General features: G+C 66.9%; 19 protein-coding genes and 1 pseudogene. 14 read left to right on the forward strand and 6 right to left on the reverse strand.

Annotated features, from left to right (window positions below; all coding sequences use genetic code 11):
• The first annotated feature begins 392 nt into the window (after positions 1-392).
• The 7 genes from DIE12_RS06640 (at position 393) to DIE12_RS06670 (ending at position 8,284) form a co-directional block, all read left to right on the forward strand.
• A complete protein-coding gene (locus tag DIE12_RS06640) occupies positions 393-971 on the forward strand; it encodes a cupin domain-containing protein (RefSeq protein WP_044844989.1) in 579 nt (192 codons plus the stop codon).
• Positions 972-1,148: 177 nt separating this feature from the next.
• Complete coding sequence (locus DIE12_RS06645; protein ID WP_124486047.1) at positions 1,149-2,762, forward strand: peptide ABC transporter substrate-binding protein; 1,614 nt, start codon at positions 1,149-1,151, stop codon at positions 2,760-2,762.
• Positions 2,763-2,773: 11 nt separating this feature from the next.
• A complete protein-coding gene (locus DIE12_RS06650; protein ID WP_124486048.1) occupies positions 2,774-3,712 on the forward strand; it encodes an ABC transporter permease subunit in 939 nt (312 codons plus the stop codon).
• Positions 3,713-3,725: 13 nt separating this feature from the next.
• Positions 3,726-4,628 (forward strand): ABC transporter permease, encoded by a 903-nt coding sequence (locus DIE12_RS06655; protein ID WP_044844992.1) that lies wholly within the window; start codon positions 3,726-3,728, stop codon positions 4,626-4,628.
• A gap of 2 nt (positions 4,629-4,630) precedes the next feature.
• Entirely contained in the window at positions 4,631-5,623 is a 993-nt protein-coding gene (locus tag DIE12_RS06660; RefSeq protein ID WP_044844993.1) for an ABC transporter ATP-binding protein, read from the forward strand.
• Complete coding sequence (locus tag DIE12_RS06665) at positions 5,620-6,651, forward strand: ABC transporter ATP-binding protein (protein WP_044844994.1); 1,032 nt, start codon at positions 5,620-5,622, stop codon at positions 6,649-6,651. Before DIE12_RS06660 ends, DIE12_RS06665 begins: the two co-directional genes overlap by 4 nt.
• A 160-nt stretch (positions 6,652-6,811) precedes the next feature.
• The gene (locus DIE12_RS06670) at positions 6,812-8,284 is read left to right on the forward strand and encodes an OprD family porin (RefSeq protein ID WP_124486049.1); all 1,473 of its coding nucleotides are present in this window, start codon (positions 6,812-6,814) and stop codon (positions 8,282-8,284) included.
• A gap of 68 nt (positions 8,285-8,352) precedes the next feature.
• Here the strand turns inward: DIE12_RS06670 and DIE12_RS06675 are convergent, their stop codons facing one another.
• Positions 8,353-9,345, reverse strand: coding sequence for a DedA family protein/thiosulfate sulfurtransferase GlpE (locus tag DIE12_RS06675; protein ID WP_044844995.1), 993 nt, complete (start codon positions 9,343-9,345; stop codon positions 8,353-8,355).
• 163 nt (positions 9,346-9,508) lie between these two features.
• Positions 9,509-9,784, reverse strand: coding sequence for a hypothetical protein (locus tag DIE12_RS06685; RefSeq protein ID WP_044844996.1), 276 nt, complete (start codon positions 9,782-9,784; stop codon positions 9,509-9,511).
• Between the two features lie 336 nt (positions 9,785-10,120).
• Here DIE12_RS06685 and DIE12_RS06690 point away from each other — a divergent pair.
• Positions 10,121-10,258: pseudogene (locus DIE12_RS06690) on the forward strand (GNAT family N-acetyltransferase); the annotation flags it as partial.
• 551 nt (positions 10,259-10,809) lie between these two features.
• Entirely contained in the window at positions 10,810-12,405 is a 1,596-nt protein-coding gene (locus DIE12_RS06695) for a thioredoxin family protein (RefSeq protein WP_124486050.1), read from the forward strand.
• A 48-nt stretch (positions 12,406-12,453) separates the two neighbouring features.
• Here DIE12_RS06695 and DIE12_RS06700 read toward each other — a convergent pair whose 3' ends face one another.
• Both DIE12_RS06700 and DIE12_RS06705 read right to left on the reverse strand, forming a co-directional pair.
• Entirely contained in the window at positions 12,454-12,705 is a 252-nt protein-coding gene (locus DIE12_RS06700) for a DUF4148 domain-containing protein (protein ID WP_124486051.1), read from the reverse strand.
• A 457-nt stretch (positions 12,706-13,162) separates the two neighbouring features.
• Positions 13,163-14,566 (reverse strand): GntP family permease, encoded by a 1,404-nt coding sequence (locus DIE12_RS06705; protein WP_044845000.1) that lies wholly within the window; start codon positions 14,564-14,566, stop codon positions 13,163-13,165.
• 326 nt (positions 14,567-14,892) lie between these two features.
• Here DIE12_RS06705 and DIE12_RS06715 point away from each other — a divergent pair, with 326 nt between their 5' ends.
• The 5 genes from DIE12_RS06715 to DIE12_RS06735 all read left to right on the forward strand — a co-directional run bounded on the left by DIE12_RS06715 (position 14,893) and on the right by DIE12_RS06735 (position 20,687).
• Positions 14,893-16,380, forward strand: a complete 1,488-nt coding sequence (locus DIE12_RS06715) for a sigma-54-dependent Fis family transcriptional regulator (RefSeq protein ID WP_124520251.1) — start codon at positions 14,893-14,895, stop codon at positions 16,378-16,380.
• A 66-nt stretch (positions 16,381-16,446) separates the two neighbouring features.
• Positions 16,447-16,986, forward strand: a complete 540-nt coding sequence (locus DIE12_RS06720; protein WP_124486053.1) for a BON domain-containing protein — start codon at positions 16,447-16,449, stop codon at positions 16,984-16,986.
• Between the two features lie 61 nt (positions 16,987-17,047).
• Positions 17,048-17,332, forward strand: coding sequence for a hypothetical protein (locus DIE12_RS38545; protein ID WP_235879175.1), 285 nt, complete (start codon positions 17,048-17,050; stop codon positions 17,330-17,332).
• A gap of 104 nt (positions 17,333-17,436) precedes the next feature.
• Complete coding sequence (locus tag DIE12_RS06730) at positions 17,437-17,733, forward strand: H-NS family nucleoid-associated regulatory protein (protein ID WP_124520250.1); 297 nt, start codon at positions 17,437-17,439, stop codon at positions 17,731-17,733.
• A 572-nt stretch (positions 17,734-18,305) separates the two neighbouring features.
• Positions 18,306-20,687 (forward strand): GNAT family N-acetyltransferase, encoded by a 2,382-nt coding sequence (locus DIE12_RS06735; RefSeq protein WP_124520249.1) that lies wholly within the window; start codon positions 18,306-18,308, stop codon positions 20,685-20,687.
• A gap of 688 nt (positions 20,688-21,375) precedes the next feature.
• Here the strand turns inward: DIE12_RS06735 and DIE12_RS06740 are convergent.
• Together DIE12_RS06740 and DIE12_RS06745 are read right to left on the reverse strand one after the other, a co-directional pair.
• The gene (locus DIE12_RS06740) at positions 21,376-21,927 is read right to left on the reverse strand and encodes a hypothetical protein (RefSeq protein WP_124520248.1); all 552 of its coding nucleotides are present in this window, start codon (positions 21,925-21,927) and stop codon (positions 21,376-21,378) included.
• A 248-nt stretch (positions 21,928-22,175) separates the two neighbouring features.
• Positions 22,176-23,000, reverse strand: coding sequence for an IclR family transcriptional regulator (locus DIE12_RS06745; RefSeq protein ID WP_185500306.1), 825 nt, complete (start codon positions 22,998-23,000; stop codon positions 22,176-22,178).
• Positions 23,001-23,080 lie beyond the last annotated feature (80 nt).

A 23,080-nucleotide genomic window follows, 5' to 3' on the forward strand; every position in this document is an offset into this window, starting at 1 on the left:
GCGGGTTAGCCCGGGCCGGGGTCGGACTCCGCCCGATAAGGCGGTGCGAGGCCCCGACCGGCGCGCGAGTGGTAACGTTTGCCGGTCCGGTGCGTCAGGTCCGCGCCACTCAGGGAAACTCCCGATATGGCAGCAGCTTTCAGGAAAATTTGTCTCATCATCTATTTGTAAGCTTCGCGCCCGTTCTCCGAAAATTCCCGGAGAGCCGCATGCAGCTTGCCTGTGAAGCCGGCGAGTCTGGCAAGATAGCGCGTCGTTTCGCCCGCTTCGTGCCCTGTTTAGTGCACCGGGCTCAACACCGAAGACGTGTGCGAACCCGAAGATTAAGCTATCTCGTATTAACTTAGTTACTTTCCATCAAACATTTTTTGACGACCACTTTTCGGCCTGCTATGGTTCCCCCCACTGAAAACTCGCGAGCGGCAGACGCTGCCGCACTCGGCAGCAAGATTCGCGCGTTGCGCCAACGACTCAAGCGCACGCTCGACGACACCGCTACCGCCGCGGGGATTTCGAAGCCGTTTCTGTCTCAAGTCGAACGCGGGCTCGCGTCGCCGTCACTGACGTCGCTGGCCGGTATCGCACAGGCGCTCGGCGTGACGGTGCAGTACTTCGTGGATACGCCGAGCGAGGAACGCTCGGTCTGCAGAGGCGATCAGTTGCGCTTCTTCGGATTCGCCGATTCGGCGAACCTGTTCGCGAGGCTGACCAACGTGACCGAAGGGCGTCAGCTCGAGGCGATCCTCGTGCGGATGCCGCCGGGGCAGAAGCGGTCGGAGGTGACGACCCATGCAGGAGAGGAATTCCTGTATGTGATTGAAGGGGAAGTGTCGCTGACGCTGGAAGGCAAGACGTTCGTCCTGCAGGCCGGCGACAGTTCGCACTATCAGTCGACGGTCCCGCACAGCTGGGTCAACACCGCGAAGGTCGAGTCGGTGGTGGTCTGGGTCGGTACGCCGCGGCTGTTCTAACGCACAGGTATTCCTTCGTTTCCAAGACGGAATGCCTGTCGAAAGAAACGTAAGGAATACTAAGATGCAATACGAGAATCACGGGCCTCCTCAATCGCTGTACCCGTCAGCGTCTCACGCGTAACCGCGGCATCCGCCGCGCATCGCTCGCCGAACAACTTTCTCAAGACTGCCACGATGAAATCCTTGCATGCCATGTCGGCCGTGCTGGCCGCGCTCGCCCTGACGACGCCCGTCGCCCACGCCGTTACCGTTCCGTCGAACGTCACGCTCGCTCCTCAACAGGACCTGACGCGCCAGGTGCCCGCCGAAGTCGAGTCGCTCGACCCGGCGCACATCGAATCGTGGACCGGCAACACGATCGGCCTCGACCTGTTCGAAGGGCTTGCCCGCATCGACGCGGCCGGCCAGGTCGTGCCGGGTGTCGCGCAGTCGTGGGAGCGCAAGACGCCGCAGACCTGGATCTTCAAGCTGCGCCACGATGCGAAGTGGAGCAACGGCCAGCCCGTGACGGCCGCCGATTTCGTGTACTCGTGGCAGCGCCTCGTCGACCCGAAGACGGGCTCGAAGTACACGATCCTCGTCGAGTTCGTGAAGAACTCGAAGGACATCATCGCCGGCAAGGCCGCGCCGACGACGCTCGGCGTGCGCGCGGTCGACCCGTACACGCTGGAAGTGACGACCGACGTGCCGGTCGCGTTCTTCCCCGAACTGACCGCGATGGTGCCGCTCGCGCCGGTGAACAAGGACACCGTCGCGAAGTTCGGCGACGCATGGACGCGTCCCGGCAACATCGTCAGCAACGGCGCGTACCAGCTCGTCGACTGGCAGCCGAACAACCGCATCGTGATCTCGAAGGACGCGAAGTACTGGAACGCGCCGAAGGTCGTGATCAACAAGGTCACGTACCTGCCGATCGAAAGCGACGAAACGGCGATGCGCATGTACCAGGCCGGCCAGATCGACTACAGCTACTCGATCCCGTCGGGCATCTTCCAGCAGGTCAGCAAGCAGTTCGGCGGCGAACTGCGCCCGGGCCTGCAGCTCGCGACCTACTACTACTACCTGAACAACAGCGACGCGGCGCTGAAGGACAAGCGCGTGCGCCAGGCGCTGTCGATGGTGATCGATCGCGACGTGCTGACGTCGAAGCTCACGCAGGCCGGCGAGAAGCCGATGTACGGCCTGATGCCGAACGGCACGAAGGGCGTGCACCCGTTCACGCCGGAATGGGCGTCGTGGCCGATGGCCAAGCGCGTCGCGACCGCGAAGGACCTGCTGAAGCAGGCCGGCTTCTCCGATGCGAAGCCGCTGTCGTTCACGCTCACGTACAACACCAACGACCTGCACAAGAAGGTCGCGCTGTTCACCGCATCGGAATGGCGCACGAAGCTCGGCATCGACACGAAGCTCGAGAACGTCGAGTTCAAGGTGCTGATGAAGGAGCGGCATGACGGCAAGGTGCAGATCGCGCGCGACGGCTGGTTCGCCGACTACAACGACGCGATGACCTTCTTCGACCTGATCCGCTGCGGCAGCTCGCAGAATACCGTCGGCTACTGCAACAAGCAGGCCGACACGCTCGTCGACGAAGGCAACCAGAAGCTCGACGACAAGGCGCGCGCCACGCTGCTCACGCAGGCGCACGACGCGGCGATGAACGACACGCCGATGGTGCCGCTGTTCCAGTACTCGGCCGACCGTCTCGTGAAGCCCTACGTGGGCGGCTACTCGCTGAAGAACGTGATCGACATGCGTGCTTCGCAGGACATGTACCTGATCAAGCACTGAGCGGAGCGATCATGCTGGCCTACGCATTGAGACGCACGTTGTGGGCGGTGCCGACGATTCTCGCCGTCATCACCGTCTGCTACCTGCTGCTGCACTTCACGCCCGGCGGTCCGTTCGATACGGAGAAGCAGCTGTCCGCGGCGACGCTCGCGAACCTGAACGCGAAGTACCACCTCGACGAGCCGCTGTGGAAGCAGTACCTGCTGTATCTCGGTTCGCTGCTGCACGGCGATCTCGGCCCGTCGTTCCGCTACGTCGACTGGTCGGTGAACGATCTCGTGAAGAAGGCGCTGCCCGTGAGTCTCGGCGTGGGCGGCATCTCGATCCCGCTCTCGATCGGGTTCGGCGTGCTGCTCGGCACCGTCGCGGCCGTGCGCCGCGACAGCGTGATCGACCGCTTCGTGATGCTGATCGGCAACTTCGGCAACGTCGTGCCGCCGTTCGTGCTCGGCCCGGTGCTGGTGTGGATCTTCGCGATCCTGCTGAAGACCTCGGCCGGCAACGGCTGGCTGCCGGCCGGCGGCTGGGGCGACGGCGGCTGGCAGTACCGGCTGCTGCCGATCGTGCTGCTGACCTTCATCAACGTATCGCTGCTCGCGCGCGTGATGCGCGGCTCGATGATCGAGACGCTGTCGAGCAACTTCATCCGCACCGCGCGCGCGAAGGGCCTGCCGGGCTCGACGATCGTGCTGCGCCACGCGCTCAAGCCCGCGCTGATGCCGGTCGTGTCGCTGTTCGGCACGGTCTGCATCACGTCGATCACGGCGGCCGTCGTCACCGAATCGGTGTTCGCGCTGCCGGGGCTCGGGCAGCTCGTCGTGAACGGCGCGATCAACCGCGACTACACGCTGGTGCTCGGCCTCGTCGTGCTGACGACCGTCTGTGCGGTGCTGTTCAACCTGCTGGTCGACCTCGCGTACGCATGGCTCGATCCGCGCATCCGTTATTGAGCGAGGCACTGCGATGACTCCGACTACTCCCGTCGTCAGTCTGCCTGTGCAGACCGACTCGCCGCCGCGTTCGCGCTCGCCGCTCGCGCTCGCGTTCGCGCGCTTCCTTCACAACCGCGCGGCCGTGTTCAGCCTCGTGCTGCTCGCGCTGATCACGCTCGCATGTTTCGTCGGTCCGTGGCTGCTCGCGGCCGATCCCGCCGCGAGCGACTGGGGCTCGATCAGCCTCGCACCGACGCTCGCGAACCAGCACTGGTTCGGCACCGACGAGCTCGGCCGCGACCTGCTCGTGCGCACGCTGATCGGCGGCCGCGTGTCGATCGAGGTCGGCCTGCTCGGCACGCTGGTGTCCGGCCTGTTCGGCGTGGCGTGGGGCGCGACCGCCGGCTTCGCGGGCGGGCGGGTCGACTCCGCGATGATGCGCGTCGTCGACATGATGTACGCGATCCCGTACCTGCTGATCGCGATCCTGATGATGACCCTGTTCGGCCGCTCGTTCATGCTGGTCGTGCTGACCATCAGCGCGTTCTCGTGGATCGACATGGCGCGCGTCGTGCGCGGCCAGACGCTGTCGCTGCGCAATCGCGAGTTCGTCGACGCGGCGCGCGCGATCGGCGTGTCGCCGGCGTCGATCGTGCTGCGCCACGTCGTGCCGAACCTGCTTGGCGTGGTCGTCGTGTACGCGACCGTGTCGGTGCCGAACATCGTGCTGACCGAATCGGTGCTGTCGTTCCTCGGCCTCGGCGTGCAGGAACCGATGACGAGCTGGGGCGTGCTGATCCAGGACGGCGCGCAGAAACTGGAATCGATGCCGTGGCTGCTGCTGGCACCGGCCGTCATGCTGTGCGTGACGCTCTACTGCGTGAACTTCGTTGGCGACGGCCTGCGTGACGCGCTCGACCCGAAGGATCGCTGAAGATGGCTGCTCTGTTGGAAGTAGAAAACCTCGGCGTGCGCTTCTCGCGCAAGGACGCGCCGCCGATCGACGCCGTGAGCGGCGTGTCGTTCTCGCTCGAAGCCGGCAAGACCCTCGGCATCGTCGGCGAATCGGGCTCGGGCAAGAGCCAGACCGTGATGGCGCTGCTCGGCCTGCTGGCCGGCAACGGCGCGACGACGGGCGCCGCGCGCTATCGCGGCGACAACCTGCTCGAGATGGATACGCGCGCGCTGAACGCGGTGCGCGGCGACCGGATCGCGATGATCTTCCAGGATCCGATGACGTCGCTCAATCCGTTCCTGACGATCGAGCGGCAGATGACCGAGACGCTGCAGCTGCATCGCAAGCTGTCGCGCAAGGAAGCGACGAAGCGCGCGATCGAGGCGCTCGAGTCGGTGCGCATTCCCGACGCCGCGCGCCGCATCCGCATGTATCCGCACGAGTTTTCCGGCGGCATGCGCCAGCGCGTGATGATCGCGATGGCGCTCCTGTCCGAGCCGGAAATCCTGATCGCCGACGAGCCGACCACCGCGCTCGACGTGACCGTGCAGGCGCAGATCATCGACCTGCTGCGCGAGCTGAACCGCGAGCGCGGCACCGCGATCGTGCTGATCACGCACGACATGGGCGTGGTCGCGGGCCTCGCGGACGACGTGATGGTCATGTATGCGGGCCGCACCGTCGAATACGCGCCGGCCGACTCGATCTTCGCGGCGCCGTCGCATCCGTACACGATCGGCCTGCTCAACGCGCTGCCGCGCCTGACCGACGCCGACGACGCGCCGCTCGTCGCGATTCCCGGCAATCCGCCGATGCCCGGCACCGCGCCGGCCGGCTGCGCGTTCGCGAAACGCTGCACGTATGCGGAGGCGCGCTGCGGTACCGCACGCCCCGCGCTCGAAACCTATGGCGCGGCGGGCGCGGTGCGCGCGTGCCACCGGCCGCTGGCCGATCTGACGGGAGGTCTGCGATGAGCGTCGATGAACGCCGCAATGCCGGCGCGACGGGCACGACGAGCGATACGCTGCTGTCCGTCGACGATCTGAAGGTGCATTTCCGCGTGCCGCTCGGCGGCTATCCGTGGTCGCCGAAGGGCACGCTGCGCGCGGTCGACGGCGTGTCGTTCGACGTGAAGCGCGGCGAGACGGTCGGACTCGTCGGCGAGTCGGGCTGCGGGAAGTCGACGCTCGCGCGCGCGCTGATCGGCCTCGTGCCGATGACGGCCGGCACGGTGCGCTGGCGCGGCGAAGCCGTCGCGCCCGATCACCTGCGCGGCACCGCGATGCGCCGCGAAGTGCAGATGATCTTCCAGGATCCGCTCGCGTCGCTCGATCCGCGCATGACGATCGAACAGATCGTCGCGGAGCCGCTCGTCACGCACCACGCGGGCCTCGGCCGCGCCGAAGTGCGGCGCCGCGTGGTCACGATGCTCGAACGTGTCGGCCTGAACGCACATCACCTGCTGCGCTATCCGCACGAGTTCTCCGGCGGACAGTGCCAGCGCGTCGGCATCGCGCGCGCGCTGATCGGCGAGCCGAAGCTCGTGATCTGCGACGAGCCCGTATCGGCACTCGACGTGTCGATCCAGGCGCAGATCGTGAACCTGCTGCGCGACCTGCAACGCGAACTGTCGTTGTCCTATCTTTTCGTCGCGCACGACCTGGCGGTGGTGAAGGCCATCAGCCAGCGCGTGCTCGTGATGTATCTCGGCCGCGTGATGGAGTTCGGCACGCGGCATGACGTGTACGGCGTGCCGCAGCACCCGTACACGAAGGCGCTGCTCGATGCGGCGCCGACGCCGGAGCCGGCGCGCGAGCGTGCTCGCCGTCCGATGCTGCTGGCGGGCGAGATGCCGTCGCCGCTCAACCCGCCGTCCGGCTGCGCGTTCCGCACGCGCTGCCCGGTCGCGATCGACGCGTGCGCGCAGGACGTGCCGCTGCCGGAAGTGCGGCAGGGCTCGCCGGCGCGTGTCGCGTGCATCCGGGCGGGCGTGGCGGCGTGAAGTGACGCAGCAAACATAACCAGGCAGGTCAACAGGGGTAGGGTGCGGCGCGAATGATCTTCGCGCCGCGGGTAAAGGCGCGTCCTTAACCGGGCTCGCCGGGGGGCTGGAAGCGGATCGCAACCGGCGTGGACGACATCAACACAAGACGAGAATGACGATGAACAAGCAAAAGACGATCGGGACGGCATCGAAGATGCTGCTTGCATGGGGCTTGCCGGCGCTTGCCGGCGTATCGCTGAGCGGCGTGGCATACGCCGACGACGCGGCCCCCGCACCGCTGACGGTCGCGCAGGCGGCGCCGTCCGCCGGCACAGGCACGTCGGTTGCGCAGGCAACGACCCCGAACGCCATTATCAACGCCGAGGCGACCCAGGCCGTCACGCCGCCCGACGAGCCTTCGGCACAGTCGAAGTCGAACGGCTTCATTGCCGACAGCCACCTGAATTTCCTGTTCCGCAACTATGCGGACACGCTCGACAACAAGGGCGGGCCGCACCGTCACGCGTGGGTCCAGGGCGCGATGGCGAACTTCGAGTCGGGCTACACGACCGGCCTGATCGGCATCGGCTTCGACGCGTCGCTGTATGCGGCGCTGAAGCTCGACGGCGGTGCCGGCGCGGGCAGCATGGTGCACATCGCGAAGGGCGGCGGCGGTTCGAACCAGCTCGCATGGGCCTATCCGGGCATCTACGACGTGAAGGCGCGCATCTCGAACACGGTGGTCAAGTACGGGCTGCAGGCCGTCGACAACCCGTTCATGGAACAGCACGACAACCGCGCGCTGCCGCCGACGTTCCTCGGCGCGACGATCGTCAGCAACGAATTCAAGAACGTGATGCTCGAGGCCGGCAGCTTCACGAAGACCGATGCGCGCGGCCACACGACGCTCACCAACCTCACGACGCAATACGGCGGCACGCGCATCAATCGCCTGACCTACGTCGGCGGCACGTGGGACTATTCGCCGGACGGCGAAGTCGCGCTGTACGCCAACCAGGCCGACGACGTGTGGCACCAGTACTACGCGTCGGTGAAGCACAGCATCGGCGATACGAAGTCGATCAAGTGGACCGGCTTTGGTAACGTTTACTCGACGCACGACACGGGCGACGCGCTGCAGGGCAAGATCAACAACAACGCGTACAGCCTGTCGGTGGCTGCGCAGCACGGCCCGCACGAACTGCTGCTCGGTTATCAGCAGGTGCTCGGCGACCAGTTCTTCGACTACCTGAACGAAACGAACGGCATCTTCCTGACCAACTCGATGGACGTCGACTACAACGCGCCGCACGAAAAGTCGCTGCAGCTGCGTTACACGTTCTACGGCAAGGAAGCGGGCCTGCCGGGCTTCAAGGCGATGGTCTGGGGCGTGACGGGCTGGGGCGCGGACGGCAGCGCAGGGGCTGCGAACGATCCGAGCAAGTCGAGCATCTACTGGAGCAACGGCGCGCCGGTGCAGGGCCGTCACCACGAGTTCGGCTTCATCCCGTCGTACACGTTCCAGAGCGGCAAGCTGAAGGACACGAAGGTCACGTTCATCGCGATGTGGCACACCGGTTCCACGCACACCGCGGACGCGACCAACAAGGAGTACCGCCTGGTCGTGAACGTGCCGCTGCACGCGTTCTGATCGAAGGGGGGACGCAACGTCCCCTTCAGTCGTTTTCGTCTCGCGCGGCCGGCCTGCGACCCGTTCGATCAGGCCGGCTTGTGCAACCCCGCCACCGGATCGTTCGCGGCGGGCATGTCCTCCACCAGCGACGTGAGCTGGCGGCCCGTGTCGCGCCAGGCGTCGAGGCCGCCGCGCAGCGGCAGCGCATCGGTGAAGCCTGCGTCGAGCAGGCGCTTGGCCATCAGCGCGGCCGTCACTTCGTTCGGGCACGAGCAATACACGACGAACTTCTGTGAGAACGGATAGCGCGCGACGATGTCCTCGATGTGCCGTTCGTCCGCGAACTGCGCGCCGGGAATCGTGAACGGGTCGAGCTTGCGGTGTTCGGGCGAACGCACGTCGAGCACCACCGGCGCGGCCGCATCGCGCAGCAGTTCTTCGAGCTCGTCGACGCCGATCCGCGCAGTCGCGAGCTGGCGGATCAGCGCGCGGCGGCGCATCCAGCGCACGGCCGCGTAGACGGCCAGCAGTGCGACGATCACCAGCAGTACCGCGCGGCCGAGCCGGCTCGCGCCGGCGAACAGCCAGTCGATCTGCCGATAGAACACGAGCCCCGCGAGGAGGCCGACGATCGTCCACAGCGCGGCGCCGAGCGCGTCGTAGCCGGCGAACGTGCGATAGCGCGTGCCGAGTGCGCCGGCCATCGGCACCGACACGAGCGACAGCCCGGGAATGAAGCGGGCGACCGCGAGCACGCGCACGCCGTAGCGGCCGAAGAATCGTTCGGTCTTCTTCACGCAGGTGTCGCGCGACAGCGACAGCCGGCAGATCGTCTTCAGCGTCGTGCCGCCGTAGCGCCGCCCGGCGACGTACCACACGGTGTCGCCGATCAGCGCGCCGAGCACCGACAGCGCCAGCACCGTCAGGAGCTGCGAGCCGATCATCGCCGGATTCATCGCGGCCATCGCGCCGAACAGCACGAGCGTCGGCATCGCCGGTACGGGCAGGCCGATGGCCGCCGCGAGCACGTTGGCGAAGACGAGAAGCGGCCCGTATTGGGCGACGAGGTCACGGAGCATGACGGCTGGCCGAAAAGGAAGCGCGTGTGGAAGGTACGAAGATGGGCCGATTATCGGCCATTTTCAAGCGGACGGCGGGGAATGACGCAAAGCGCCTGACGGCGGCAGGGTGATGCGGGCGGATCGGTGAGCCGGTGCGTTGTGCGCGGCTCACCGGTCGACATCACGAAGGGGTAGGGGTGCGGACGAGCGAGGCGGCGCCGTGGTTTTCGCCAGGCAGTTCGGCGCCATGCGAGCGGATCGCCGCGATCAGCTCGGCCGGCGTGATCTCGTAGCGAACCTCGCGGTGAATGCCGGGCTTGCGCTCGTCGATGTCGATCAGCAGCACGCTCTTGCCGTCGTCGGTCGATTCGAGCCGGAGCGAGCGCAGTTCGCGGCCGTCGGCCGGGTCATGTTCGGTGAGCAGGGTCATTGCCCCGGATGAGCCGGTAGTGCGCATCGAACCTATCCTCGTATCGTGTGTGCCAGGTTGGCGAAGATGTCGTTGTTGAATGCAGCTTGACGAAGTTTAACGCGAATGGGCCACAACACGGAGCATTTTCGTGGTCCCTGAATGAGGGCTGCACCGGCCATCCTTCTGATGTTTGAGCCGCGCCGGGCGGGCGTTTTGGCCGGATCGGACCGATCCGCGCCCGGCGCCCGGCCGGTGCGCGGCCGGGAGGCGCGGGTGCCGTCAGAAGCGGTCGGCGAGGCCCATCGCCGGGTCGCTGACCGAGTGGCGGCCCGTTTCGACGCGGCCGGCCACGCGGCGGGAGAAGCTGGCGTCGCTGTCGGTTTCATCGACAACCCGGCGGCGATCGCACTGTACGAAAAGCACGGCTTCCGGATAGAAGGCGAGGCGCCGGACTATGCGCTGCGCGACGGTGCGTATGCATCGGTGTTTCAGATGGCGCGGATCAAGGGGCGGCAGTGATGGACGCGTGCTGAAGCGCGTGCGGGCCGGCGCGTCGTTGCATCGGCCGCGGCATGTGCATGTATTGGCCATGCCGTGCGCCTTGTCGTGCCTGCCTCCGTGTACCCGATCGCGTGCAGCGACCGACGGCAGTCAATGCAGCGCCGCATGCAGCGCAGTGGGTGGTCGCGTCGACCGCCCAGGCGCGCACGTCGGCGACGCCACACTTCATATCCATTCGAGAATTCATTCGTTTTCAACCGGCCGCGCGAATCGTATCGTCGAATGATTTGCCGGTCGCTGTGGTCGCCGCAGTTGGTACTGCTGCGCGGTGTGCGCATGCAGCGGCTGGTCGGGGCCTTTCGCGTCGATGCCTGCGTGATCCCTACGCGATGCCCACGGCCGATGCCGGCATGCGTGGTGCCATCCGTCGATGCCCTTCGTTGTTGCATCGCTTCGTCGTGTTTTCGCTTCGCCGTTTCGTGCGCATGGGCCGGCCGTCGCAGCGTACCGGTTCCGCCGTCGCGCGACGCCGCTATCCGCAACCGTCTCTTTCAACGGAACCCGCCTTGATGAAAACCGTCCTCCGTAACCTGACTGCAGCCTGCCTGTTCGCCGCCGCGGGTGCGGCGTTTGCCACCAACGCGCCGCAGGGCGCTCCCGTATCGGGCCCGTCGAGCGGCGGCGCGCATCTGCCGCCCGGCATCGCTTGGCAGCAGGGCGACGTCGATGCCGCGTTCGCGCTCGCGAAGCGCACCGGCAAGCCGCTGCTGCTGTACTGGGGTGCCGTATGGTGCCCGTCGTGCAACCAGGTGAAGTCGACGATCTTCAGCCAGCAGGCATTCAAGGCTCGCTCGTCGTTCTTCGTGCCCGTGTATCTCGACGGCGATACCGAAAGCGCGCAGAAGCTCGGCGAGCGCTTCAAGGTGCACGGCTATCCGACGATGATCCTGTTCCGTCCGGACGGCACCGAAGTGACGCGGCTGCCGGGCGAGGCCGATCTCGAGCGCTACATGCAGGCGCTGTCGCTCGGGATGACGGCCGCGCATCCGGTGCGGCAGACGCTCTCGACCGCGCTGAACAACGGCGCGGCGCTGACGCCGGCCGAATGGCATCTGCTGGCCGACTATTCCTGGGACACCGACGGCGCGCTGCCGGTGCCGGCCGATCGTGTCGCGTTGACGCTGCAGACGCTGTCGCAACGTGCGCGTGCCGCCGGCGCGAAGGCGGACGCCGCGCGCTTCGCGCTGAAGTCGGCGGTGGTGGCGGCATCGGACGATCCCGCACAGGCCGGCGCGCTCGACAAGGCGGCGCTCGCCGACGCGCTGCGCGCGGTGCTGCGCGAACCGGCGCTGGCGCGGGCGGATTCGGACGTGCTGGTCGCGGCGCCCGCGCGCGTGGTCGCATACCTCGGCGGCGACGCCGCGCAGCGCACGACGCTGCGCGACGCGTACGACACGGCGCTCGCGCGCCTGTCGACCGATTCGACGCTGTCGTCGATCGACCGGCTGATGGCGCTGCACGGCCGCGTGCTGCTCGCGCGCAACGACGCGCACGCCGGCGCGCCGCTCGCCGCGCCGGCGCTGGTCGATACCGCGCGCAAGCAGATTGCCGCATCGGTGCAGGGCGCCGCGAACGCGTACGAGCGGCAGGCGCTCGTCAGCGAAGCGGCGGACACGCTGACCGACGCTGGGCTGTACGACGAATCCGACGTCTTGCTGAAGGCCGAGTTGCCGCGTTCGGCGACGCCGTACTACTTCATGTCGGGGTTGGCCGCGAATGCGAAGGCGCGCGGCGACAAGGCCGCGGCGCTCGACTGGTACCGCAAGGCGTACGACTCGGCGAGCGGACCGGCGACCAAGCTGCGCTGGGGCGCGACCTATTTCGCGAATGCGGTCGCGCTGGCGCCGGACGATTCGGCGCGGATAGAAGCGATCGCCGCGAGCGTGCTCGCGCAGGCCGGCAAGACCAAGGATGCGTTTTATGGGGCGAACCTGCGTGCGCTGACCAAGGTCGTCACGCAGCTGAATCGCTGGCGCGGCGGCGGCGCGCACGATGCGTCGGTCAGATCGGTCGTGAAGCAGTTCGACGGAGTGTGCGCGAAGCTGCCGGCGGGCGACCCGCAGGCAGCGGCATGCGCGAAACTGATCGAGCCGGTGAAGGCGTGACGGCTCGCGACGGAGCGGTCGGGCGGGACGGCCGCGTCGTTGCGGCGATTACCGGGCCGACTCCGGTGATGCACCGCGGTCGTTGCCATATCCGGCACCTTGCTGGCGGGCGATCTTCGCTTCGGCGGAAACGATGCTGGCCGGATAGAACCAGTCGCTCGGCTGGAAGCCGGCCTGCTTGAGCGCCTTCACTTCGGCGCGGACCTGCGCGCGCGTGAGCGGCGGGTTCGACTGCGCTTGCGCGGCGAGCGGGGCGGATATAGCCAGGGCAACGGCAACTGCGTGAATCAGGCGCTTCATGATCGTGACCTCCATGTTTCCAGCTGGGCGGCCGGACTTCGTTTGACGAAGCGGCGGCGGTTGAAAGCAGTGTAGGCCCGACCACGCGCGGGAAAAATGCGATCGCTCCCAACGCAGTGTTCTGCTGCCGGAAACAATGAACGGTGGAGCGGACGGCCCGGATGGCGGCACGTGACGGGCGACAGGCCGTCCGGTCTGCACCGCAATGTGGCGTCGAGCGATTCCGGTCGGTCGGGGACGAAGTGTCGGATGGGAATCCCGGCGATCCGTGCTGGTTTGCAAGCGGAGGTATCGGGAAGATGCGGCGCGTCGCGACAAGCATCGCGCCGTGGTGCCGCTGCGGCAATGCCGGACCGGTCGAACAGCCGGGAACACGCGGAGGGAGGAAGGCGCGCCGGCCGCGTCGATGCGGCCGGCAGGGTTGGGCGGCGCTCGGAACGCCGCCCGATGCGGGCGCTTACACGAGGCCCGTCGTGTAGTACACGGCGATCACGAAGAACACCGCGAGCGTCTTGATCACGGTGACCGCGAAGATGTCGCGATACGACTCGCGGTGCGTGAGGCCCGTGACCGCGAGCAGCGTGATGACGGCGCCGTTGTGCGGCAGCGTGTCCATGCCGCCGCTGGCCATCGCGACGACCCGGTGCAGCACCTCCATCGGAATGTTGGCGGCCTGCGCGCCCTTGATGAACAGGTCCGACATCGCGGCGAGCGCGATGCTCATGCCGCCCGACGCCGACCCGGTGATGCCTGCGAGCGAGCTGACCGACACGGCCGCGTTCACGAGCGGGTTCGGAATGCTCTTCAGCGCGTCGCTGACGACGAGGAAGCCCGGCAGCGCGGCGATCACGCCACCGAAACCGTATTCCGACGCGGTATTCATCGCGGCGAGCAGCGCCCCGCCGACGGCGGCCTTCGAACCGGCCGCGAAGCGGTCGCTGACGCGCTTGAACGCGGTCAGGACGACCAGCACGATGCCGAGCAGCAGCGCAGCCTCGACCGACCAGATCGCGACGACGGTCTTGATCGACGTCGTGACCGGCGTGTGCACGCCGGGCAGCACGTCCGGCGCGACCGTGTACGACGCTGCGCCGTACCACTGCGGAATCAGCTTCGTGAACGTGAAGTTCGACGCGCCGACGAGGAGCAGCGGCAGGATCGCCAGCGCCGGATTCGGCAGTGCCGTCGCTTCGACGCGCTCCGGCTCGTTGACGAGCGACGTGCCGTAGCCTTCGCCCTTCGCCATCGCCGAACGGCGGCGCCATTCCAGGTACGCGAGGCCGACGACGATGATGAACAGCGAGCCGATCGTGCCGAGTGCGGGTGCGGCCCAGGCGGTCGTCTTGAAGAACGTGGTCGGGATGATGTTCTGGATCTGCGGCGTGCCGGGCAGCGAATCCATCGTGAACGAGAACGCGCCGAGCGCGATCGCGCCGGGCATCAGCCGCTTCGGAATGTTGCTCTGGCGATAGAGCTCGGCCGCGAACGGGTACACCGCGAACACCACGACGAACAGCGACACGCCGCCATAGGTGAGCAGCGCGCACACCGCGACGATCACCGCATTCGCGCGCGAGCGGCCGATGTAGCGGATCGCGGCGTGCACGATCGACTCGGAGAACCCGGACAGTTCGATCACCTTGCCGAACACGGCGCCGAGCATGAATACTGGGAAATACAGTTTGACGAAGCCGACCATCTTCTCCATGAAGATGCCGGAGAAGACCGGTGCGACGGCGGCGGGTTCGATCAGCAGGACTGCGCCGAGCGCGGCGATCGGCGCGAACAGGATCACGCTGTAGCCGCGATACGCGGCGAACATCAGGAACGCCAGCGCGGCGAGGACGATCACGAAAGACAAGGGAGTCTCCTAATAGCTTGGAATGGCTTTGGTTGTTGTTCGATCGCGGAGCGCGCCGCGGACCGGCCCAGGTTCTTGCAGATTTCGTGCCATCGGCCGCATTGCGCCGCCGGACATGGGTCCGGGGCAGGCCGGCGGGCCCGCGCCGGCCAATGTCTGAAGATTCTACATAAATCGTCTCCATCCGGAGACGCTTTGGCCGTCGGGATAGCCCATCGAATCGGGCAGGGCTTTCCCGGACAAGGCATTCCGGCGTGTCTCCAAAATGAGATACTGCGTCCCGTTCCGGAGACATCCGGCCAAGCATATGCGGAGACGACGACACGATGATGAACGACTGGGCGCGCCTGCCCGTCAATTACGGCGACGTGCTGCTGCGCGCCGCCGAGTCGCTGTTTCGGACCTTCGAGGATTCGAGTGCGGGCACGGTGGTCGTCGATCGCGACGCGCGCGTCGTGTGGATGAACGAGCGTTATGCGGCGCGCTTCGGGTTCGCCGATCCGCAGCAGGCGGTCGGCCTCGACTGCGAGGCGGTGATTCCGAACAGCCTGATGCGCGAGGTCGTGTCGACCGGACAGCCGATCCTGCTCGACATCATGGAGACGGGCCGCGAGCCGCTCGTCGTCACGCGCCTGCCGTTGAAGAACGAGGCGGGCGAGACGGTCGGCGCGATCGGCTTCGCGCTGTTCGACCAGTTGAAGACGCTCACGCCGATCTTTTCCCGTTACGCGCAGCTTCAGCAGCAACTGATCGCGACGCAGCGTTCGCTCGCGCAGGCGCGCCGCGCGAAATACACGTTCGCGAGCTTCGTCGGCACGAGCGCCGCAAGCCTCGAAACCAAGCGGCAGGCGCGGCGCGCGGCACAGGTCGATTCGCCGGTGCTGCTGCTCGGCGAGACGGGGACCGGCAAGGAACTGCTCGCGCATGCGATCCACGCGGCGTCGGCGCGCGCGCTCCAGCCGCTCGTGACCGTCAACGTCGCGGCGATTCCCGACACGCTGCTCGAAACCGAATTCTTCGGCGCGGCGCCGGGCGCGTATACCGGCGCCGACCGCAAGGGACGCGTCGGCAAGTTCGAACTGGCCGATCGCGGCACGCTGTTTCTCGACGAGATCGGCGACATGCCGTTGCCGCTGCAGGGCAAGCTGCTGCGTGTGCTGCAGGACAAGGAGTTCGAACCGGTCGGCTCGAACCGGATCGTGCGCGCCGACGTGCGGATCATCGCCGCGACGTCGGCCGACCTGCCCGCGCTGGTCGAGGCCGGCCGCTTTCGCGCGGATCTCTATTACCGGCTCAACGTGCTGACGATTCACGCGCCGCCCTTGCGCGAGCGCGCGTCCGACATCGCGGCGCTCGTCTATGCGACGCTCGAGGAACTCGCCGCGCAGCACGGCCGTGCCGCGCACTGCGAACTGACCGACGATGCGCTGCGGATGCTGTGCGCGTACCCGTGGCCCGGCAATGTGCGCGAGTTGCGCAACACGCTCGAGCGCGCGCTGATGCTGTCGGATCGCTCGGTGATCGATGCGGGTGCGCTCGCGCCGTTTCTCGGGCCAGTGCGCGTGGCGCCGGACAGCGTGCCGGCGGGCACGCGGGCTGTTCCGTTGCCGCTCGGCCGAGACGCGGGCGACGCATCGGGTGCCGTTGGCGTGCCGGTCGTTTCGTATGCCGATGCATTGGCCGCGTGGGAGCGCCAGTTCCTGATCGACGCGCTCGCGGCCTGCGACGGGAAGGTCGTGGAAGCGGCCGCCCGCATCGGCATTGGCCGGGCGACGCTCTACAAGAAACTCGCGGCGCTCGGGATCGAGCGGTAGCAAGCGGTGGCCGATGCGCCCGGACATGACGAACGGCACCGGTGATGTGCCTGACAGGAGACAACGATGAAGCGAATCGGCATGGCCGGATGGCTGGCCATACTGGCGGCGACGTCCTCGTTCGCTCAGTCGGGCGACGAGGATTCGCCTGCGGTGCGGCGCAACTGGTACAACGATCCGTTCGTCGCGTTGTCGCGGGGCTTCGCGGAATGCCCGCTGCCGCTCGGCCCGTGGATGACGCGTGCCGAGATGACGGACGACGCGCATTACCGCGCCGAGCGCGGGACCACCTGCTGGCTCGCTCACCGCTGCACGAAACCGAATTCCTATATGTATGACGCGCCGATCGCCGAGGCGGCGAAAGCGCATTTCGCGGGCACCGATCGTCTGCAGGGCACGAGCCTGTGGATCACCGTGCAGCGGCGCTTCATCTATGTCGAAGGGTGCGCCGATCCGGCATTCGATCGGGAGGCGCTGGCGCGCGAACTCGGCGCGCTCCCCGACGTCGAGCAGGTGTTCGTTCGCATCACCGACGATCCGCACCGGGCCGTGCCGTACAAGACGCGGGGACGCCCGGACCGGACGCCGGACCGAGCGCGGGACTGAACGTGTGACGACGGTGCGTGGCATACTCGCGGCATTCAAAAATCGGTTGACGGAAAGAACAATGAATCACATGCTTGCGTCGGTCTGTCGGTGGCCTCGAACGCATTGGCGTCGGGCCGGATTGTTGGCCCTGGTTGCGGGGCTCGGCGGCTGCGGCGGTGGGGCGCCGCTGTTCACTTCTGACGGGCGCCCGACTACGCAGGTGCAGTGCACCGGCAGCGACTGGAGCAATTGCACGGACAATGCCCGCGCCATCTGCAATGGGGAATACGACGTCCTCCAGCAATCGACCGATGACGCCGTGCGAAATCTTCTCTTCGCATGCAAGAGGAAAAGCGGCTATTGATCCCGATATGCCTGGATAAGGAGACCATAATCGGGTGAAGCGCTTTTCCATTCGCTTGGAGTCGGCTATTTTTCATGAATAACACTCACGGAGTCCCATCCAATATGGCGACCTACAGGCAACTGACAGCGCAGCTCGAAAGACTTCAGCAAAAGATCGACAAGGAACGCGAAAAGGCGATTGCCGATGCGATTGCCGCCATTCGGGCGAAAATCGAGGAGTTCGACATTACCGCGGAAGAGCTCGGTTTCCGGCCGATCGGCACTGCTGCCACCGCGAAACCGAAGCGTCCGTTGCCGCCGAAGTACCTGAATCCGAAGACGGGCGAAACGTGGAGTGGCCGCGGGCGTGCGCCGGCATGGCTCGGCAAGAACCGCGCGCGTTTCCTGATCAAGGACTGACTCCCGAAAATCCTCACCTTTCGTGCGCTGACTGACGGTGCGAACGGCCATGCGGCCGTCGCACCGTTTTGTTTTTGGGTGGCGACAGCACGACTTGAAACCGCGAATTGAACGCCAATGCCGCGCGATTGACGGATTCCGTTTTGCGAATTCACCGCGATTCGACCGGATATCGCCGCGAATTCCGGTAAACAACCCCGCAATTACGCGGCATGCGCGCATTGGTGTTGTCGATCGCCGCGGTGCTGATGTGTCGCCGATTGCCTTCACCTCTCGCGCATTGGCGCATTGCGCCGTGCAATTCCCGAACTTGCTCACCATGGTTCCTGTAAATCCTCACCTTTGAAGTGACGGCCGAATGACCGCATCGTGTCGCCTTCGCCCATTCCGTCGTGCGAAGGCGTCGGCGACCGGCCCATGTTGCGGGCATTGATGCGCGTCGCACAGTCGGCCGTTCGGCATATAGGCAGCCGCATCGGGTTCGCCTATGCTTGGAGTTCGCGTCGACCGGTGCACGGCCATCCGTGCCCGTGTGCCGGTCGGGTCGTCTTTCGTTACCGTATGGAGCCGATGTGACCGTCCGCCATCTCGATGCCTTGTTCCAGCCCAGGTCCGTCGCGGTCGTCGGTGCATCGTCGCGCGCGGGCAGTATCGGCGCGATGGTGTGGGCGCGCGTGCTCGACGGCGCGTTCGAGGGGCCCGTGTGGCCCGTCAATCCGAAGCATCGCGAGCTGAACGGGCACTCGGTCGTGGCCGACGTCGACCGGCTGCCCGCGCCGCCGTCGGTCGCCGTGATCTGCACGCCGCCTGTCACGTGGGCCGGCATCGTGCGCAAGCTCGGCGAGATCGGCACGCGCGTCGCGGTGATCGTCGGCGAGGCGCGCACCGACGCCGATCGCGCCGCGCTCGATCGCACGCTCAAGGCCGCGAAGCCGTTCGTGCTCCGAATCGTCGGGCCCGGCAGTCTCGGCGTGCTGTCGCCCGCGCGGCATGCGCATTTCGGCGCGCCGGCCTATACGGCACGATCGGGCGGCGTCGCGTGGGTGTCGCAATCGAACGCGCTGACGAACGCGGTACTCGGCTGGGCCGATGCGCGAGGCCTCGGTTTTTCGCATGTCGTCGCGCTGGGCCGTGAAGCCGACGTCGACGCGGGCGACGTGCTCGACTACCTCGCCAGCGATCCCGGCACGCGCGCGATCCTGCTGGAACTCGACACCGTGTGCGCCGCGCGCAAGTTCATGTCGGCTGCGCGGGCAGCGGCGCGCAACAAGCCGGTGCTCGCGCTGCGCACCGGGCGCGCCGATCCCGGCGACGCGCTTTACACGGCGGCGTTCCAGCGCGCGGGGTTGGTGCGTGTCGATGCGCTCGACGATCTGCTCGACGAGATCGAGACGCTCGGCGTCGGGCGCGTCACCGCGCGTGGCGCGGCGACGCTCGTGACGAGCGACGCAGGCGTCGCGAAACTCGCGGTCGATGCGGTCGCGGAGGTGCGCGACGTGCTGGCCGACTGGCCCGCGGCGGCCACGTCGGCGGTCGCGGCCGCGCTGCCGCATCTGGCCGCGCCCGGCAATCCGCTGACGCTCGGCGACGATGCGCGTCCCGAACATTTCGGCGCCGCCATCAAGGCGCTCGCGCCGTTTCCGCAAACGGGCACGCTGTTCGTCGTGCATTCGACGTCTCACAGCGCGCCGGCCGACGCGGTCGCGCGCACGCTGATCGAATCGCGGCAGTACGCGTACCGCGGCATCCTCGCGTGTTTCTTCGGTGCGGTCGACGCGGCGACGCGCGACGCGCTGCACGCGAACGGCATTCCCGTGCACACCACGCCGCAGCGGCTTGCGCGCGCGTACGCACGGCTCGTCGACTACAACCTCGGGCGGCAGTTGCTGATGCAGACGCCCGAGGGCACGCCGCCGCAGCCGGCCGAGTGCGTTGCGTCCGCGCAGGCCGAGGCGCGACGGATGGTCGAGGCCGGCGAGCATGAACTGGCCGGCGAAGCGGCGTTGCATTGGCTCTCCCACTTCGGCCTGCACGGCGAGCCGGCCGATTCACCGGCCGACGAATCGGCCGACGAATCGGCCGGCGCCAGAATCGTCGACGTCACGGTCGACATGTACGACGATTCGAACTTCGGCCCGGTGTTCCGTTATGCCGTGCCGCCGGCGGATGGCGTATCGGCGCCGTTCGTCGTGTACGGGCTGCCGCCGTTGAATACGGTGCTCGCCCGCGCGGTGATGGAGCGTTCGCCATATGCGCGCCGCACGCCCGTCGAACCCACGCTCGATGCGCTGACGGCACTGTCGCAAGTCGTTTGCGACGTGCTCGAAGTCGTCGCGATGTCGGTCACGCTGCGCGTGCTGTCCGATCGGGCATACGTGGTCGCGCCGCGCATCACGGTGGCGGCCGGGCGCAGCCGGCTCGCGATCATGCCGTATCCGCGCCATCTCGAGCAGACGCTCGAATGGCGCGGCGAGACCGTGACGATCCGTCCGATCCGTCCGGAAGACGAGGAAGCACACAACGAACTGCTCGGCGCGATGACGCCGGACGATCTGCGGATGCGGTTCTTCGGCGCGGTGCGCAGCTTCGATCATTCGCAAGTCGCGCGCATGACGCAGATCGACTACGACCGCGAGATGGCCTTCATCGTGTCGTTCACCGACGTGTCGGGCCGGTCGCACACGCTCGCGGTGGCGCGTGCGGTTACCGATCCCGACAACGAGACGGCGGAGTTCGCGATCGCCGTGCGGCCCGATCAGAAGGGCAAGGGGCTCGGGCGGCTGATGATGACCCGCATCATCGACTATGCGCGATCGCGCGGCACCGGATGGATGATCGGCGAGGCGCTGCGCGAGAACACCGCGATGATCTCGCTGGCGAAGGCGTGCGGCTTCGCCGTGTCGACGACGGAGGAACCCGGCGTGGTGGGGTTCAGGATGAAGCTGCAACCGTAATCGCGTGGGTGAGCATGCTCGCACGTCCGGCGGCATCGTGCAGAGTCGGTACGGCATGCATGATGTCGATGGTGTACAGGCACTGCCGAGCGAATTCGTCGACGTTCGGCATGCCGATCGTTCGACTGGTTCGCTCGATTGCGCGGATCGGTACGACAGTCGCTCGGTGACCGGCGGGAAACGGCGAACGCGTCGAGTCACGGCATCCGCGGCGGGCGCGTTGCTTGTGCCGATGACCTCCGCGTATCACCGGTTCCGGGGTGTCATGGTCGAGCGCATGAACGCCGGCATTTCGCATGCGCAGGATCGGAAACAGAGCAAAGGTGAGACTTTTCGGGAGCCACGAGTGAGCTTTTCCGGGAGCTGTCGAGTGAGCCGATACGGGAGCGCTCGGTGAGCCTTTCCGGGGATCTGCCGGTGAGCCCTTGCGGGAAGCCCTGGTGAGCCTTTCCGGGAGGGCCCGGTGAGCATCTCCGGGAGGCGTCGGTGAGAACGTTCGGGAAGGGGTTGGTGAGCATCTCCGGGGGCTTCAGGTGAGCTTTTCCGGGATGTCTGGGTGAGCGTTTACGGGACGCTTCGGTGAGACTTTTCGGGAGCTTGCGAACGCAGTGCTCCGGCTGGCGCGGCGCCGGCTGTTGCCGGCGTCCGCACCGGTGCGGGCACGCATGAACCGTGCCCGCGGCAGCGTTTATGCAGCGAGTTTCGATGCCGCGTCGTTCACCTGCTCACGCGAAATCGCGAGTTCTTCGAGGTGCGCGTCGGCATAGATGCCGCCGGTTTCGCGCTCGAGGCGGGCGATCGTCAGCGCGCAACGCGCGATGTCCTTCGGCATCGCGATGAAGCGCTTGACCGATTCGCCGGACGTGAATGCATCGAACAGCGCGCTGCGCACGTCGTCCGGAAGCGTCTTGGTCCATTGGTACGGCTTGCCGTTGAACGTGATCGACGGCGGCAGCGTGCGTTCCTTCTTGGTGGCCGTGATGAGGCCGTAGGTACGTGCGGCGTCGCCGATCTGCTCGGGCGAAAAGAGTTCGTCGGGCGTGATGTCGAACTGCTCGATGTAGTTTTCGATCGCCCGCATCGCTGCGGCGCGATCGTCGCGCTTCTTCTGCGCGCGCGCGACGATGTCGCGCAGCTCGTCCGCTTCCTCGGACGTGATCGTGAAGCTCGCCTGCTTCTGCTGAAGTTCGGAGAAACGCTGGAATTCTTGATCGTTCAGAAGTTTGGCCATGACATCCATCGGATACGACGGCCGCGACAGCCGGCCGCCGTAGTTTTTGAGAGGGCCGCTATTCTAGCGTAGCGCGGCGTCCGCGCATCCGGAAACGGTCTGCGGAATGCCGGTACGAACGCCTGCGCGACCGGCGCACATCGCATACCGCGTGGGCGGCGTCGCACCGGCCTGCCCGACCCGCTGACCGAACGACCGCCCGCCGCGCCCGCCCGCTCGCCCGACCAATTTCAACCCGGTCGCCCGCTCGACAACAATCAGCAAGTCTCCGCGCGGCACATCGACAACTGGCCTGCCGTATCGCGCAGTCTTGCGACGACCACCTCCACGGACGGCGCCATGTGCGCGTCGATCCGGCGCATGTATGGGCAGGTCAGCACCGCGATCGCATGGCCGGCCGGGCCGAGGATCGGCGCGCTCAGGTCGGTGACGCCGTATGCCTGGCGGCTGTCCTGGCGCACGTAGCCGGACTGGCGAATGGACTGGCACGCGTGCGCGAGTTCCTGCTCGTTCATCGGCGTTTCACCCTTGACCTTGCGATGCTCGACCAGCATGTGCGCGCGCTGCTCGGTACCCTGGAACGACAGCATCACGCGTCCCGACGCCGTATCGGCAAGCCCGACGCGCGAGCCGAGCCGCACCGACACGCCCCACGGGCCGGGGCCGTCCACCTGTGCGATCACGAGCAGGTTGCCGCGATCGTAGACGGTCAGATGGCACGACTGTTCGGCCGCATCGGCGAAGCGCTGCATCAGCGGCAAGGCCTCGGCGATCAGCCGGTTCATCGGCGGATGGCGGTGCGCGAGCGCGAACAGTTTCAGGCTGAGCGTGTAACGGTCGCCGCCGCTCGAGCGCATCACGTAGCGGCGCGCGACGAGACGTTCGAGCATCCGGTAGATCTCGCTCGCGTTGCGGCCGAGCTCCTTCGTGATTTCGGTGCGGGTGAGTCCTTCCTTTTGTTCCGACAGGAGTTCGAGAATGTCGAGCCCCTTGTCGAGGGCGGGTGCGCGATAGCGGTCGGCTGCGCCCATCGACGCCCGTGCGTCGCTGCCGGGGAGCGGGTTATTGGTCGTTTGCGTCATGGTAGGAAGTCCGGGAATGACCAATCGGTTGGCGACGCACGCTGGCCGGTTTGCACGCAGATTCGCGAAGCCGCATGCGG

This window comes from Burkholderia sp. Bp9015 (assembly GCF_003853505.1).
GTDB lineage: Bacteria > Pseudomonadota > Gammaproteobacteria > Burkholderiales > Burkholderiaceae > Burkholderia.